This is a genomic window from Polyangiaceae bacterium (assembly GCA_016715885.1).
Taxonomy (GTDB): Bacteria; Myxococcota_A; Polyangia; order Polyangiales; family Polyangiaceae; genus Polyangium.
In genome coordinates, this window is the sequence record JADJXL010000001.1 from 49,760 (window position 1) to 65,864 (window position 16,105).

The following is a 16,105-nucleotide window of genomic DNA, read 5'->3' on the forward strand; positions in this document are numbered from 1 at the left end:
GCGGGCGCAAGCGTAGTTAAGGCCACGCGCTAGGGCAACTGCGGGCGCGCAGTCGCTGATCGCGCGTGCGGTGGCTTGCCCTGCGTGCTCGCAGGCGCGGTTCGGGCGATGTACGCGGGCTGCTGCGGGGGCGCAGGCGGCCAGCGTGGGATGCGTGACGGCAACTGCGGGGGCGCAGTGCGCCATGGCAAGCAGAAGATGGCACCTTTTCCTGCGGCACCTATCGTCGGAGCATTCGTAACCATATCGGCTACCGTCGCCAAAGGTTCGGGCGAAATGGGCGGGGGACGTAGTGGAGTGTTCAACCTCGAGATGGGTATGAAGCTCGATATCGTTCACACTCCAGACCTTGACACTGCATACCGTTGGTGGTCGACTCCGCCCATGTCCGTCGCTGTACCAATCGCGCATGTAACCAACTCGGCTCGCTCGCCGCTGGATGCTCGGTTCGTTACCTGGCTAGCCGTCCAAGTCTTGCAGGATCGGCACGCGCGTTTGGTCGAGGGCGGCGCAGATGCGGACGCGCAGAAAATCGACCTGGCTTCCATCTTTGTCGACTTACCACTCCAGGCGCAGGATCCCCGGTTCCGTACCTCCGAAAAAGCGCCCTCGGCGATGCCACAACTGCTCGGAATGCATCTCCCAGAGCCGTCTCCATCGGCACGTTCGTTGATGGAGCTCTTCGATACGAAAGGCGGTGGTCCCCGAATGTTGCTCGTGGGGCGGACCGGGATCGGCAAGAGCACCCTGACGACCATGGTGGCGCAAGTACTGCGCATGCCATGGATTGCGAGGCAAGTCGATGCGCTGCCGGCGGATTTGCGTGAAACGTGGCAGCAGGCGAACGCGCCTATCGAGGCGCTCTTGACGACTTCGAAGTGGGCGCATGCGGGGCAGATGTTTCCGCTGCGGATCAGTCTGCCCCTGGTCGCCCGATGGTTCGGTTCACGCGTATGGAGAACGCCGCCTTCCGTGTGGGATTACCTCGCGGCGCGGATGCGGGTGGATCTGGCGAAGGAAGAAATCGCGTGCGACGTCGAGCCGGCCGAATTGCGCCGATGGATTGAGGCGGCTGGGAACACTTATTGGATTCTGGATGGGCTGGATGAAGTGCCGCATTCGGCAAATCGCAAGCAAGTCGTCGAAGCGGTCCGGGCAGTCACGTGTGGCGCATCGCAGAACATGAATGGAGTGCTCGTATCGACGCGACCTCAGGGATATGGCGGGGAATTCGACGACTTGATGGAGCACGAGCTCGTTTCGTTGCCGAAGGAGCTCGCCCATACGTATGCGGAGAAGCTTTTGCGCGCTTGGTCGGGCCAAACGAAACGATCGCAGCTCGACGAGCAGCTCGAACGTTTGCGCACCGAGCTGGAGAAACCAGCGGCGGCCGCGCTGCTCCACACGCCGCTGCACACGACGATGGCGGCGCTGTTGGTGGCCAATCAAGGCCAATTGCCCAATGCGCGGAGTATTCTTTTTCGGGATTATTTTGCCACGATTCTTCGCCGAGAATTAAACAAGCCCATCGATCATGGCATTCGGTCCGAGGACGAGGGGGCATTGCGGTCGCTGCACGAGCGGGCGGGATTGACGTTGCAGGTTCGTTCCCAGCAGGGCGCTTCCGCGCGGCCCACGTTACGACAGCGCGAGCTGCGGGAAATGCTTTCGCGATATTACGTCGAGAAACGTTGTGCCGACGCCGAGGTTCAAGCGAACGTCGCGCGCATCATGCGTTTTGCGATGGACCGGTTGGTGTTGCTGCTGCATTCCTCGGAAGGGGAGTACGAATTCGGGGTGCGATCCTTGCAGGAGTATTTTGCGGCGGAAGCGCTCGTGGATGACGACATCCCGCTGGTCAAAAAACGCCTCGAAGCAGTGGCGGCGAATCCGCATTGGGGGAACGTGCTCCGATTGATCGCGAGTCGCTGCATTTTGGATAGCGGCAAGAAAGCGCAGCGTATCGTGGAAGCGCTGGTGGCGACGTGTCGGGCGCTCAACGAGGGAACGATTGGGGGCGAAGCGGCGAAACGGTGTTTTGCAGGGTCGCGGCTGGCGATCGCGATCTTGGAGGAAACGTGCAAGTATGGGCACCCCGATCTGTACGAGCCATTGTGGCAGATTGCGCTGGAAGCGGCGGCGTCGCCATTATTTCCTGATATCGGATCTTTCGTGGTGAATTGGCCAGACACGAAAGACGCAACGAAATATCGCGGGCAAGTGCTACGGGTCGCGAAAACGCTGTTCGAGGCAGGCGGGGACGCATACCAGCAGGGATGGCGATTGCTCGACGCAATGTTGCACGCCCAAGTGGATGAAGCCGTCGCGCTGGCGGAGCGTCATGCGCCTACGACGGAGGTAGATGCGCGAGCGGTATTCTGGCCGTATCTTCTGCGCGGCCAGCGTGTGCCGCCATGGATCGCTCGATTCATCGAACAAAATGTGCAATGGTTTCCGCCTCAAGTGATGCTTGGTTGGCGCGAAGGTGATATTTTATTTCTCGGTCAAGCCCATATAGAATTGTTCACCAGGCAGTTTCATCAGCAACGGCATCGAATTCTGATACGGGACACAGATGATAAGGTATGCGGCTGGGCTATCCAGTCAATTGAATGTGACGCGCAGTGGCAGTCGCTCGTGTTGCGCACACCCGATACGTCTCCTGCGTGGGCTCTCTGGAAACGCATTGCGACGTTCATGGTGAGCCCATCGCACGACTGCCTGGCGGATGTGTTGGAGGCGGCGAACAGCGAGGCGTTGCTTGCAGGTCTTCAGCCATGGCTCATGATGATGCTTCCATGGCCCATTGCAGCCACTATGCGACACGTGCGAAGCTATTTGGAGCTGCCTGCGCTGGCGGCGCAGGCACGCGCGGGCGAACTGGGGACGGTGGACGACTGGCGCGCTGCAGAAAGGCGTTGGCGGGATGCTCCGCACGCATCGCTGGAGGAGGTCGAAACCGCACTGATTTCACCCGTTCCGTGGGGACCGGACATTGCATTGCGCGGGAAGGTGTTTCCTTACCTGATCGAGTGGCTACGCGAGGACCCCAACACGTTGGTTCCTGATTGGAGATCGAGGTTTCTACGGCTCGCTGTCGATCATCCGAATGCGGTGCACCGCTTGCTGCCCTATTTGGAGCACATGCATCGCCTTGAACCAAAGGAGGAATTTCCACTTGTGGTTGCGCGACTCGTCGATGAGAACGTACCTTTTGACAAGCGTGCATTCGTAGCGAGTCCGCTGCTCCTTGCGCCGGACCTTTCGGGGCCCAACCGGGAAGAATGGTTTGTTTTTTTCGATGCTCGTGGTCGAAGAGGTACGAATGCACGTTGGGGCGGTGGAGATACTCCTGATGTCATTCGTGAACGCACCGAAGCCAACGTCGCTGCGCTCGTCGAGCGCATTGCTCAGCACCCGGATCAGTGGGGTTTGCTCGATACCCTCGTGGCATTGCTTCTGACCGTTTCGAATGCGGATCTGTCGAAGCTGCGTCTTCCCGAATTGCCACCGGATGCGCCGCCACGTGCGTTTGCCCTTCATGCTCTGCTCGCGCTGGTTTCTGGTGGCACCGACAAGGTTCTGTTCGAGCGCCTGGTATTCGAACATGATGGCGTGACCCATGATTTTCGCCACGAGCTCGCCGGGCTTCTTTGGCGTCGCAACATGGATCCTGGCACGAAGGAATCGCTTTGGCTCGGCATGCTGGAAGCCGCACCGCCTCCTCGCCGGAACCTTCGGGACCAGATTCAATCTGCTTTTTTCAAGCATCTTCACGACACACTCGAACCCTCCTTTCTCACCCGTGCGGCTTGGACCGAGCACGAATTGCCTGAACCGTGCCTCGTGGAGCAAACCACCGCGACCCGACCGGCTCCTCGGATCGTCCAGATCGTCGAATTGCGCAACGTGCGCATTTTCAAAGAGACGCCCTCCGTCGACGAAAAATTTCCCCAGCCGGCCGGGGATCAAGGTCAATGGATCGTCCTGGTTGGGGAAAATGGCGTCGGAAAAACGACGCTCCTGCGGGCGATTGCACTTGCGGTGGCGCCTCCGGCCATCGGTTCAAAACTGCTCGACGAAAGCAACCCGCCCATGCTCGCCAATGGCGGGGAAGGGCCCATCACAATCGAACTGGATACGGGTTTACTTTCAGTGGCCATTCGGCGTGACGAGCGCACCGAAATCGTGGAAGCGCGGTCGACGCAAGAGGTGTCACGCCCGTGGATCGTGGGATACGGAGTAAAAAGGGGCAATGCCCGCGGCGAAAAGGATCGCCCCGCCGAAGTGGGGCCCATTGGCGAATTGCATACGCTCTTCGATCGACCCGCATCGCTTTACAATGCCGCGCAATGGCTCGAAAACCTCGACGCAGACGTGCTGCGCGAGCAGCGGCGGTCTCCCCGCCCGAGCGAAACACCGCCAACGGGATCGGCAGGCATTTGGAAGGCCGTCGTGCATGCTTTGCGCGTGCTTTTGGGCATTCAAGACGTGAGCGTGGAACCCGGGGGTTTGGTGTATGTGCAGCACAAGGACTTTGGTCGCGTGCGCCTCGATACCCTGAGCGACGGATACCTGACGACGACCGGCTGGATCATCGATATGATCGCGCGGTGGGTGGAGAGGCAGCGGGAACTGGACGAAAGCGTGGGCGCGGACGTGCTGCGCCAAATGACGGGCCTGGTGCTCGTTGACGAAATCGATTTGCACCTGCATCCGATTTGGCAAATGCACATCATCGATGATGTACGCCGGCTCTTCCCCAATCTCAGTTTCGTGGTCACGACACATAACCCGTTGGTACTCCAAGGTGCGCGTCGGGGAGAGGTGTACGTGATGCGGCGCGGGGAGCAAGGCCGGATCGAATTGGTGCAAAAGGACATTCGACCCGGACAAGACGTCGATCGGGTGCTTTTCGAGCAGTTTGGCGTGGAATACACGTTCGATCGCGAGACACGCGATTTGCTGGCCCGGCATCGCGACCTGCTGGCGCGGGGGGCAGGACGTGACGATCCGCAGCGCATGGCGCTCGAAAAGCAAATCGAGACACGTTTCGGTAGCCTTGGGAGCACGTTGCGCAAAGAGCGTGATGCGACGATGGGACCGGTGGCACCTTTCGACGACGAAGAACGGGCACGGTTTTTGGCAGAAATGCAGCGCTTGGCCGACGAAGAAGAAAGCTGAACGAAGGGTCAGTCATGCTTCCTTGGAATCGCCCCAATGCTCACCCCGCATTTATGTCTCAGGCAACCTCGCTGCTGGCTCGAGTTCAGGAAGTGCGGTCGGCAGCCGAGGGGGAATTCCCCACGGCAACGATTTTGCTGGCAAGGAGATGTGGAATGCGTCGTGGGAAAAAGGCGGGCTCCCGCGAGGCATTCACAAGCAGATGCTCGTGGGTATGGAGCTCGAATATGCCAAGTGTGCCTGGTGTGAACGAGTGCTTCGCTGGAAAAGCGAATTGGATGTCGAGCATTATCGACCGAAAGCCGAGGTGACGTGCTGGGATGGGAGTCCGCCGCTGGTCAGCGATGTGGGCCCGAAGGAGGTCTACGTGGGGCCCGGGTACTGGTGGCTCGCGTTCTCGTGGGACAATTATTCCCTGTCGTGCTCCCCGTGCAATCGCGGTTTCAAGCGAAATTTGTTTCCGGTCATGGAGCCGCGAGCGGCGTGCACGGAGGGGGTCGAATTGACCGAAAAAGCGTTGCTGCTCGACCCGGGGTCCGCTTTCCGGGTGCGTGATCACTTTCGTTGGACCGTGGATGGGCATGTCGAGGGGGTTTCCGAAGAGGGGCGAGCAACAATCATCACATGTGGTCTCAACCGGCGCGATCTCGTCGTTCGACGACTCAAGGTTGCCCTCGACGTGAACGAGACGACCGATATGCTGATACGCAGCAGTCAATCGAGCCGTCGTGATGACATGCGGAGTGCGAGGAAGAGGCTGATGCGCCTTGGCGATCGTAGAGAGGAATTCACGAGCATGGTGCGGTGGCTCGTCGAAGAAAAGCTGCGCATTGACTGGGAGAAGCTCCCAAGATGCCGCCTTGACCATCACCGAGCCGGGAACGTCCGTCGCAAAATCATCCGCCATCCGTACGATTGCGCTTGTAACGTCGTAACCTTTCGTGCAATCGTTTTCCGCCATGATTGCCAACGAAGATAGACAACGCCTTTTGGAGAGCCGCCACGACATCGGCGCGGCGGTAAATCCTGCCACCATCACGTCGGACGCCACGTACCAAGCAGCCATTGGCACATCGCGAGACAAGCTCGCGGCGCGCCGGGCCGAGCTGCTCGACAAGGCCGCGGCCCAAGGTCGCGAGAAGACGGAAACCGATGCCGAACGCGCCGGTTTGGCGGCCGCTTGTGACGAGGCATTGCGCTGGTACGAGTACATTCGCAATCGGGCTGAGGCGCGGCTGCTCCAGCCGGCGCCCAACGTCAAGGTCGATGCGCACGAAATGGCCCGGCGGCGCAAGCTATTCGATCGCGTCTTTTCGCTCAATCCATCTGATTTCGCGCGCGTGTCCACGGGCGTGGCCATTGAAACGTGGGGCGCGGTGGCCGAAGCGCTGGCAAAAGAGCCAGACCTGCAGCCGCTTCATTTGGCCGACGACATGAGCAAGGCGCATGCGGCTGCGGTGAATGCAGCGCAGGCGCTCAATCGCGAGGTCGACGAAGACGCAGCGGCGACGAATACACTCCGCGCAGCGCGCGTGGCATTCGACAAGGCGGCGCGAGCAGCGCGCATCATCGAAGGGTGCTCGTCGACGAAGGCAAGGAAAACGATCTGGGCCAATACGTATTGGCGCGCGACCCGGCGTATGCCGCCAGGCGCAAGGCCAATGTGCCGATCACCGAAGAACCTGGCGCCGAAACGGCGGAACAGGTGGCGTAGCTGGCGTCTGGGCACGGCAAGAACCGTGCCCAGTAGGCGATCTTCTCGAAGAAATCGGCAACTGCGCGGACGCAAGCGTAGTTCGGGCCACGTGCGCGGGCAACTGCGCGCGCGCAGTCGATGATCGTGCGTGCGGGGGCTTGCTCTGGGCGCTCGCAGGCGTGGCTCGGGCGATGTACGCGGGCTGCTGCGGGGGTGCAGGAGGCCAGCGCGGGATGCGCGAGGGCCCACTGCGGAGGTGCAGGGGAGCTTCTTTCGCTTCCGCTCGCGGTCGTGCTAAGGTTCGCCCGCGAGCACGTCGAGCCATGAAAATTCCCTATGCCCAGTGCGACTTTGCGGCGATTCGTCGGGAAGAAGCCTTCTACGTCGACAAGACTCCGTTCATCCCGCATCTGGAGAACGCTGGCGGCAGATACCTCATCTTCCTGCGGCCGCGCAGGTTCGGCAAATCGACCCTGATCAGCACGCTCGAGAATTACTACGACATCGCGCTCGCTGGCGAATTCGACGAGCTTTTTGACGGGTTGTGGATTCACGAGCACCCCACGCCCGAGAAAAACAAATACCTCGTGCTGACGCTCGACTTTTCGCCCGTGGCATCCGAGGGCACCGAAGCGGATATCCGCCGAAGCTTTGCCTTCCAAATCAACGCCGCGTTGTCCCTGTTCGCACATCGTTACGAAAAATTGGTTCCTGCGCTCGCTCCATTCAAAAAACTACTGCATTCTCCTGAACAAGATGCGGCACTCGTCATGACCGCCGTATTAACGGAGATCGAACGGGCTGGGCAACGCATGTATCTCCTAATTGACGAATACGACCACTTCGGCAATCGGCTTCTGTCCGACGGATTGATGGACGTGTACCAGGACATCGTGCGGAGCGCTGGGTTCGTGCGGAGCTTTTATGCGAGCTTGAAGGCGTTCACGCGCACGAGCACGCTGGCGCGCATGTTCATCACGGGCGTGTCGCCCATCATGCTCGACGACTTGTCGAGCGGTTTCAATATCATCACGCATGTCTCGCAGCACGATGCCTTGAATGCATTGGCGGGCTTCACGACGGCGGATGTGGAGCGAGCGGTGGACACGATGCTTCGAGACAGGCCCGATTTGGCGGCGGATCCACGCATCGGTCATCGCCAAACGCTCCTCGAGACGCTGGAACAGTATTACGATGGGTATCGTTTTTCCAAACGCGCGGCCGAGAAGATGTACAATTCGACGCTCGTCTTGTATTTCTTACGTGAAGTGCTCATTTCCGGACATTACCCGGATCAAATGCTCGATTTGAACGTTCGTACGGATTACGGACGGCTCTACGGCATTGCGAAAGCGACGAGCGGCGCGGCCGCGGGCACCCGAGAAGTGCTCGAAGAAATCCTCACGAAAGAATCGGTGACGAGCTCGCTGGTGGAGCAATTTGGCACGAAGATGCTTTTTGGGCGAGCACAAATCGTGTCGCTTCTCTATTACATGGGAATGTTGACGTTCGCCGAAGATGCGGCCACGAGCGCGGAGCCGAAGCTCGTGATCCCAATCGCGTGATGCGCGAATTGCAATGGGGCTACATGGCGTATGCGATGGCGGATCAAGAGGGATTGCAGATCGACATGTCGGATGTGTCGATCGCGCTCTTTGAAGATGTCGGTGGACGGCGAAGTTCAGCCGCTGCTGGACTTGTTTCCAGAAGAAGGTCTTGTCACGCATCAGCAATCGAGACCTCATCCAATTCGACGAGAAAACGATGAAGCTGATGCTCTTTGCGTATTTGTCGCAAACCAATTCATTCTACTTGATGAGCGAAAAAGAAACCGCGCAGGGATATTGCGATTTGCTCCTCGGTCTGCGCGGCAATGCATCCTCTGCGAAATACGCGTGGATCATCGAGGCGAAGTACGTCAAGGCGGAGGCGACGGACAAGGAGATCGAAGCGGCGGTGTCTCGAGGGCTCGCGCAGCTCGAGCGGTATACGTCGGACGCGGACCTGATCAAGATGCTGACGCTGGGCAATCATTTGCGAGCGGGCGTCTTGGTGTTCATCGGGGCGAAGGATGTGCGTTATTGGCCGAAGTCGAGCGCGTAGATGGAGGTGACGTGGCGCGCGTTAGCAGCACCGATGTTCATGCTCACTGAAATTCGCTCTTGCAATCGAGCAGCGATTCATGTGAAGTGGTTCCATCGAACGCAAAGTGTCTCGGACGCTTTCGGAGGGGTCGTATGGGAACCAGTGTCGGCGTGGGATCGAGCTTGCATCGGGATTCGAGGTCGCGGGGAAAGAGGCCGCAGAACGCGCGCTGGCAGCCGCGGGCGTCTCTCGCCCCGATTTCGTGATGGTCTATATGACGGTCGGCCACGATCCGGCCGAGCTGCTTCCTGCCATTCGTGCAGTTACCGGGAATGCACCGCTCACAGGGTGCTCGGTTTCAGGGTGCATCATGCGCGAGGGAGCCAACGAATCCGTGTATTGTGTCGAAGTCGCGGTCATCGCATCCGACGAGCTGAAGCTGCACACGGCGAGCGTTTCCGATATCACGCAGGATCCAGAGGCTGCCGGCCGAGCGGTGGGGGAAAGCTTGCGACCGCATTATGGCGACAATGCCGTCGCATTCTTGTTTTTCGGCGACGCATTCACGCTGAACTATACGGCGGTGAAGCGCGGTATCGATAGCGCGCTCGGAATCAATCGCTTCGTCCCGTTTCTCGGTGGAGGCGCGAACAACGACGTGCAAAGCACCCGCACGTTCCAATTCCACGATGACGCGATTTTCGAGAAAGGCGCGACGTGCACGCTGCTTTCGGGATCGGCGGCCGTGGTTTCCGCCGTGACGCACGGCTGTTATCCGCTTGGAATGGTGCAAACCGTGACGCGCTCGAAAGGCAATGTCATATACGAGCTCGATGGGGTGCCGGCGCTCGAAGTGATCAAGAAATACGTCACCGAGGAAGAGGACCAGAATTGGCTGTACACCGTGAATAACCTTTGCCTCGGGCTGGAAGCGCCCGATGCATTGGTGGATGATTATGACCGGCTTTGTGTTCGTTACATGGTGGGTCCAGAGACGTCGATGCGGGCAGCGTGATGGTGCAGACCGAGACGCCCGAAGGAACGAAAAATATGGCTGGCACGACGCGACGCGGATCGCATGAGCAAAGATGCCGAGCGCGCGGCGACGGTCGTTCGCGAACGCGTTGGCGATCGGAAGCCGAAGCTGATTCTGCATTTCGAGTGCACGGGGCGGGGCAAGCTGATGCTGCGGGACCAAGTACGCCAGGATCTGGTGCGCCGCATTCAGAGCTCATTGCCGGGCGACACGCCTTGGTTTGGCGCGTACGTCGGCGGAGAGATCGCGCCGGTGCGCGAGACGAACATGTTCCACAATTACACGGCGGTCCTCGCTGCAATCGTGTAATCGATGTCTGATTCGGCGCATGGAACGTCGGGGGAAGGGCCCTCCGAAGCCGACGCGCTTCGACAGGAAAACGCAAAGCTGCGTGAAGAAATCATGCGGCTCTTGCGTGTCGAGGCGGATTTGTTCCGGCGCAACGAAATCCTCGATATGCAAGGTCAGGTGTACCGCGCGCTCGCGGACATCGGCAATGAGCTTCATACCGGCGTCGGTGTCGAAGCCATTGCCAAGGTGGCCGTACGGTTCGTGCTTTATACGCTGAACATCGAGCGATGCGTGATCCTCGTGCGCGAGCCGGAAGGATGGCGCACGCTGGCTTTCGACGGATATTACGACGACGTATCGGCTCGGGCCATTGCGAACATGGCATTTCCACTGGGGAATCCCATCGTCGAGGGCAGCGATGCGAGCGAGCACGAGCGTATCGTTGCATTGCAAAAAGGGAATGCGTCGCGCGACGGCACCGGCGACGCGTTCCTGGTCGACGCGTATGCGTGGATTCCTTTTCGGGACGACGATGGGGTGACCGTTCTCGGGTGTGTCATTGCGGGCAATACGGCGCGGAAGGCACGGCACCACGGGCGCATCGAAAAGGACGACCTGACGGTGATTGCGCTGAGAAACCTGGTGGAGCTCGCGGCCGTGGCGATTCGCAATGCACGGCTCGATGCGAGCTTGCAAGAGCAGCGGCAGCACCTGGAAGTGCGCGTGGCCGAACGAACGGCGGAGATTGCGGACGTCCACGAGCGTTTGGTCGTTGCATTCGAGGAGCAAAAACGGGCGGAGGAGGCACGTCGGGCGCTCGAGGCCGACGTGATTCGGGCGCAAGAGGAGCGCCTTCGGGAGCTGTCGACGCCGATTTTGCCGATGACGAATGAAATTCTCGTCATTCCACTTCTCGGCATCATGGATGCGGCGCGTTCGGAAGAATTATGCGACGTGGCGCTCGAAGGGGTTGCGGCTCGGCGCGCGCGTTTTTTGATTATCGATATCACGGGCATTCGATTGCCGGACGCGTCGTTCGCGGCGGGACTTCGGAAAACCGCGAAAGGTGTCGAGATGCTCGGAGCGCGTGTGATCGTGACGGGGATCAGCGCCGACACTGCGCGGACACTCCTGCCGGTCGATACGGAGCTCGGAATGCTCGTGACGCGATCGACGCTTCGTAGCGGCTTTGCCTATGCGGCTGCGTTGTGTCGCCGCCGGTAATCGATTCGCGTAGCAGCGGCTCTGGTCAAATTTTTTCCGAAGGGTGCCATTTGCGCATGAGGCGCCATCCGAGCCAATTGGTCGCGCCGAAGAGGGCGAGGCCGAGAAGGCAAGCGCAAAAGACGTACGCGAAGAGTAGATCCGTACGCAAAAGGCGATAAGATTCCAAAATGCGAATGCCAAGTCCCGCCGCGCCTTCGGCAAAACCCGCCACGAATTCTCCGACGATTGCGCCAATCACCGAGAGCCCACCGGCTACGCGGAGGCCCGTGACGATGTTTGGCGTTGCATGCGGCAGACTCAAGAGAAACAATGTTTGAGATCGGCTTGCACCGTGCAATCGAAATAGATCACGTAGCGCAGGATCGACGGATTGCAGCCCGGTGAGCGTATTGGCCATGATGGGAAAAACACTGACGATGAATGACGCCACGCTCACGGCTCGTGGTCCCGGGCCAAACCAAATGACCAAAAGCGGCGCGATGGCGACGATGGGAACTGTCTGCAAAAAAACGGCGTATGGGTAAAACGCTCGTTCGAGCAGCCGGGATGTGCCAAGCACGACCGCGAGCGATATGCCAATGACGATGGACAACAAAAAACCAATCAATGCCGATTGCGCCGTCGTGAGGGATGCTCCGATGAGCGACGACGCATTGGCCATTCCTGCCGCTTGAATGGCGCTGGGTGGCGGAAGAAGAAAAGCGGGCACGGACAACACGCGCACGATGGTTTCCCAAAAAACGAGCACCACGACGAGCGAAATGATGGGCGGCGCGATCGTCGGCAAAAACTTCGTTTTCACGCAGCACCAGCTTTCGCGAGGGCGTCGTAGAGGGGGCCGAGCACTTTGGCGAAGCTGGCCTCCGCGCGCAAGGACGCATGACGCGTGCGAGGCAATCGAATGGGCGTATCGAGGACGACTTTGGCCGGGCGCGGTGAAAGCACGATACAACGCTCGGCAAGGTATGCAGCTTCCGCATTGGAATGGGTGACGAAAAGGACGGTCATGTCATGTTCGAGCCACAAGGCGCGAAGCTGGTCGTCGAGTTTTTGGCGGGTGATTTCATCGAGCGCTGCAAAGGGTTCGTCGAGCAAGAGAATTTGCGGACGCGTGACGAGGGCTCGCGCGAGCGATACGCGCATTTTCATGCCGCCCGACAATTCCGCGGGCACGCGTTCCGCTGCATCGGCAAGGCCGACTTTGGCGAGCGCGGCCATTGCGTCGGCGCGCCGCTCGGCCTTGGGCGTTCCAAGGAGCTGCAGAGGAAGGGTCACATTTTCGAGGACGGTGCGCCATGGCAAAAGGTGTGCGTCTTGAAAAACGTACGCAATGCGCGGGTGACCCGAATCCGCAGGCGGCTGCAAAGAAACCGTGCCCTGGTCGGCTTGGTCGAGCCCCGCGATGATACGCAGGAGCGTCGATTTGCCACACCCCGAAGGACCGAGCAGGGCGACGAACGAGCCGGCCGCAATATCGAGCGAGATGTCGTCGAGCACGAGGCCGCTGCCAGGGAAAAACCGCTTGGCGTGGTCGATGAGGACACGAACGCCCGAACGCGGTGCCGATTCTGGTTGCTCGAATGAAATGGCGGGGGTACTCATTGGCGCTCGATGAAAACGTCCATGTCGTGAATGGTGGTGAGGTGCGTGTACTTTTCGTCGATGAGCGTTTTCAACGCATCGAAATCTTTCAAAGAATCGGCTGAACCGAGGGCATTGCCCGTGACCATGGGGAAGACGTCGTGACGTTCGACGACGATGGCGGCGGGGGGATTTTTTTGCAATTCGTCCATCAAAACGGCGCGGTGTTCGTGTTTCGCCCATTCCACGCGTTGCGCGACGTTGTAGATGTAGCGCGACGCCGCTTTTCGGCCCGACATGTCGTAAATTTGCGGCTCGAACCCCCACACGTAAACGGACCTGTCGTCAGGGACCTTTTCCCGAAGCAAATCCGCCACGGCGCGGTTTCTCACGGCGCTGACGTCCGCAATGCTCGCAAGTTCGTCCAGGGTGCGCTGATCACGAAGTCCCCCCGCAAGCACAGCGACGCGCTTTTTCGTGCGCGTCAAGTAGGAGTCGGGAACGTCTTTCGTCGCGCTTCGACAAAAGACGACAATCACGATGAATACACCATATGCAATTCGAGCTCGTCGGGAGGTGGCCACGCCCCAAAGGCGAAAGTACCCGAATGCTGCAACGATCGCCGTGAGCGGCCAGGTCGCTCCGTAATGGTACGGGAAAAACTTTCCTTGCATCGCGACGCCAATGAGATGCATGGCCACGATGCCCAGCACGAGCGCTGTGAACGGTCTTTCCTTTTTACCGATGCCAAAACCGAGCGCCAAGAGTAGGCCCACGGTCGGGACGCTGCCATAATGCTGGAGCCATTCCGTGAATGCATAATAACACATGCCCGTCACGGTCGCGTCTTTCCATCCGAGCGCCGTATAATGCGGCGTGAAGACGAATAAAACGCGGTACAAATCACCCAAAGCCCCGCGCGCTGCAAACCACAGAAGGCACAAAACGATGGGCGTGGCGCCTCCCGCAGCGACCATGAGCGTCGGCCGAATCATGGCCCGAAGCGTCGCTTTCCAGGGCGCGGGCGGATCGGTCGATCGAGCATTCGTCCACGCATGCACGAGAAGCGGTACGATGGCGCCCCCCGCGAGCGGTGGTTTCAAGAGGCCCGCGATACCGAACAAACATCCCGCGACAAACCAATCTCGATTCGTCGTCGCCTTGTTCGGACGTGGTGCAAAGAGTAATGCGGCAATGGTGAGCATGCCGCCGAACGATTCGGGCTGTGATGTGTGCCAAAAGTCGAGTTGCGCGTGGGCAAACGTCATGATGACGGCAGCCATCAGACCCATTTGCGTATTGTTCCAATGACGCCGGGTGAGCTCGACGAGGCCGAGGCACGTCAATGCGACTCCCAAGACTTCGAGCGCCCGAATGGGCCATTCGCCGGAACCGAATACGGCGCGAGCGACGGCATAAACGAGGAAGATGCCCGGCGGTTTGAAATCCCAGGCATCGCGGTAAGGCATGCCGCCTTCGAGCACTGTACGAGCGACAACGGAATAGATGCCTTGGTCGCGACCGTGCCCGTAGAGGAGGATTTGAATGAGCAAGAAGGCGATCGTCGCGACGGCCAGGATCGTAAAAGCGCGCCCTCGGGCGAACGAAGATGCGGGGGCAGGGGAGGGGCTGTCAGGGACGGAAGACACCGCGGGTGGTTCTAGAACGGCGAACGGCCAGTATCAAGCGCAATTCGCGCCTCACCCTCGACCCATAAGGGCTACCTTACGCGCTTGTCACGCCGCCCCAGGTTAAAGAGACCGTCTCATAACTCGAGCCAAAGTGCGTCACCGCACGCCCGCGCGGGGTTAAAACCCCGCGCTACATTACAAGAAGTCCTCGCGCTACCGCGCTCGGACTAGCGTCATGCTGCATCGTGAGAAGTGGTGTCTGCTGCGAAATCGTTGGGGGTTCTCGATAATGATCCGAAATCGCACAACGCCAGTCCCGAACGGTAGTGAGGGACTTTTTATCGTGTAGCGCGGGGTTTCAACCCCGCGCGGGGGTGCAACACGGGTTCAGTTAGGGGTGAGGAGCGAATTGCGTGCAAATCCCGAGCATCCGATTCAAACTCGATGCGTCCTGTCAATCGCTTTGACGAACACGGGCGCGACCGACGCGATGGCGCCTGGAACATCGCCAAGTTGTTGGCTTCCTGGATGCGAATTCGTCCCCAGAATGTGCTCGAACAAACCGGTCGCTCGCAATTTGTCGAGCGCGCCTGGTGGCAAAATGAGGTGACTGGCAATGGCGTGGCACTTGCGAGCGCCTGCATGGGTGTATGCCATGGCAGCTTGGATCAGCGAGGAACCGGTGCGGATCATGTCGTCGTAAATCACCACTTCACGGCCTCGGACATCGGCATTGACACCCGTGATGGCAAGTTTGCCCGATTCGGGATCGCGTTTTTTGTACACGAAGGCCGGCTCGACATCGAGGTCCCGCGCAAGACTTTGCACCCACTTGGCCCGTCCCGCATCGGTTGCTCCAAGAATGTAATCACGACCATTCATGACTTTGCGAAGGGTGTCGGTGACGATGGGTGCGCCATACAAATGGTGCGTGACGTGGCTATCGCCGAAGTAGAACGGAATGCCATCCGTGTGCAAATCGAAAAGATACACGCGCGTTCCACCTTCACACGGCGGAATGGCCGATACGAGGCGCGCGCGCGTTTTCGCCGTGACGACTTCGCCGGGCAATACCGCGCGCTCCATCGTGGCATAACCAAAATAGGGCATGACGATGGATAACGACCGAGCTCCACCGCGACTGATGGCATACCCCAAGTCGTACAGCTCGAGCCAATCGAGGTCGCTGGGCGTGCCGCCGAGCAAAACGACGTCGCGGCCCCAGGGATCGTCCGCAACGCGCAGATACCGCTCGCCGTCGGGGAACGTCTTGTGCACGATCTGACCGCGATCGAACGCTCCTGCATCGAGAAATGCCGGCTCCAGGTACCCGTACGAGGAGATGGTGAACAGAAGATGTCGGGCCATGATGAT

At 59.6% G+C, this 16,105-nt stretch carries 12 protein-coding genes; 8 read left to right on the top strand and 4 right to left on the bottom strand.

All coding sequences use genetic code 11. The features are described 5' to 3' along the window. Positions 1–198 precede the first annotated feature (198 nt). From IPM54_00275 to IPM54_00310, 8 genes are all read left to right on the top strand, one after another. Positions 199–5,184, top strand: a complete 4,986-nt coding sequence (locus tag IPM54_00275; protein ID MBK9258254.1) for an AAA family ATPase — start codon at positions 199–201, stop codon at positions 5,182–5,184. Between the two features lie 148 nt (positions 5,185–5,332). After that, the gene (locus tag IPM54_00280) at positions 5,333–6,163 is read left to right on the top strand and encodes a hypothetical protein (GenBank protein ID MBK9258255.1); all 831 of its coding nucleotides are present in this window, start codon (positions 5,333–5,335) and stop codon (positions 6,161–6,163) included. After that, on the top strand, positions 6,144–7,022 hold the full coding sequence (locus IPM54_00285; protein MBK9258256.1) for a hypothetical protein: 879 nt from the start codon (positions 6,144–6,146) through the stop codon (positions 7,020–7,022). Before IPM54_00280 ends, IPM54_00285 begins: the two co-directional genes overlap by 20 nt. A gap of 181 nt (positions 7,023–7,203) precedes the next feature. Then, a complete protein-coding gene (locus IPM54_00290; GenBank protein MBK9258257.1) occupies positions 7,204–8,445 on the top strand; it encodes an AAA family ATPase in 1,242 nt (413 codons plus the stop codon). Between the two features lie 151 nt (positions 8,446–8,596). Continuing rightward, positions 8,597–8,983 carry a PD-(D/E)XK nuclease domain-containing protein gene (locus IPM54_00295; GenBank protein ID MBK9258258.1) on the top strand — a complete coding sequence of 129 codons (387 nt, stop codon included), beginning with the start codon at positions 8,597–8,599 and terminating at the stop codon, positions 8,981–8,983. Positions 8,984–9,089: 106 nt separating this feature from the next. Next, positions 9,090–9,980 carry a hypothetical protein gene (locus IPM54_00300; GenBank protein ID MBK9258259.1) on the top strand — a complete coding sequence of 297 codons (891 nt, stop codon included), beginning with the start codon at positions 9,090–9,092 and terminating at the stop codon, positions 9,978–9,980. A gap of 63 nt (positions 9,981–10,043) precedes the next feature. Next, positions 10,044–10,310: an FIST C-terminal domain-containing protein gene (locus tag IPM54_00305; GenBank protein MBK9258260.1), complete on the top strand. Its 267-nt coding sequence runs from the start codon at positions 10,044–10,046 to the stop codon at positions 10,308–10,310. Positions 10,311–10,313: 3 nt separating this feature from the next. Next, positions 10,314–11,516: a hypothetical protein gene (locus IPM54_00310; GenBank protein ID MBK9258261.1), complete on the top strand. Its 1,203-nt coding sequence runs from the start codon at positions 10,314–10,316 to the stop codon at positions 11,514–11,516. A 25-nt stretch (positions 11,517–11,541) separates the two neighbouring features. On the opposite strand, the gene IPM54_00315 is transcribed toward IPM54_00310, so the two are convergent. The 4 genes from IPM54_00315 to IPM54_00330 form a co-directional block, all read right to left on the bottom strand. Then, a complete protein-coding gene (locus tag IPM54_00315; GenBank protein MBK9258262.1) occupies positions 11,542–12,321 on the bottom strand; it encodes an ABC transporter permease in 780 nt (259 codons plus the stop codon). Next, complete coding sequence (locus IPM54_00320; protein MBK9258263.1) at positions 12,318–13,121, bottom strand: ABC transporter ATP-binding protein; 804 nt, start codon at positions 13,119–13,121, stop codon at positions 12,318–12,320. Before IPM54_00320 ends, IPM54_00315 begins: the two co-directional genes overlap by 4 nt. Further along, the gene (locus IPM54_00325; protein MBK9258264.1) at positions 13,118–14,653 is read right to left on the bottom strand and encodes a glycosyltransferase family 39 protein; all 1,536 of its coding nucleotides are present in this window, start codon (positions 14,651–14,653) and stop codon (positions 13,118–13,120) included. The genes IPM54_00320 and IPM54_00325 overlap by 4 nt, the downstream gene beginning before the upstream one ends. A 513-nt stretch (positions 14,654–15,166) precedes the next feature. Beyond that, positions 15,167–16,102 carry a ribose-phosphate pyrophosphokinase gene (locus tag IPM54_00330; GenBank protein ID MBK9258265.1) on the bottom strand — a complete coding sequence of 312 codons (936 nt, stop codon included), beginning with the start codon at positions 16,100–16,102 and terminating at the stop codon, positions 15,167–15,169. Positions 16,103–16,105 lie beyond the last annotated feature (3 nt).

Bases quoted from the DNA above. Each gene is read 5' to 3' on its own strand.
- IPM54_00275 (MBK9258254.1), top strand. From the start codon at position 199: ATGGCACCTTTTCCTGCGGCACCTATCGTCGGAGCATTCGTAACCATA.
- IPM54_00280 (MBK9258255.1), top strand. From the start codon at position 5,333: ATGTGGAATGCGTCGTGGGAAAAAGGCGGGCTCCCGCGAGGCATTCAC.
- IPM54_00285 (MBK9258256.1), top strand. From the start codon at position 6,144: ATGATTGCCAACGAAGATAGACAACGCCTTTTGGAGAGCCGCCACGAC.
- IPM54_00290 (MBK9258257.1), top strand. From the start codon at position 7,204: ATGAAAATTCCCTATGCCCAGTGCGACTTTGCGGCGATTCGTCGGGAA.
- IPM54_00305 (MBK9258260.1), top strand. From the start codon at position 10,044: ATGAGCAAAGATGCCGAGCGCGCGGCGACGGTCGTTCGCGAACGCGTT.
- IPM54_00310 (MBK9258261.1), top strand. From the start codon at position 10,314: ATGTCTGATTCGGCGCATGGAACGTCGGGGGAAGGGCCCTCCGAAGCC.
- IPM54_00320 (MBK9258263.1), bottom strand. From the start codon at position 13,121: ATGAGTACCCCCGCCATTTCATTCGAGCAACCAGAATCGGCACCGCGT.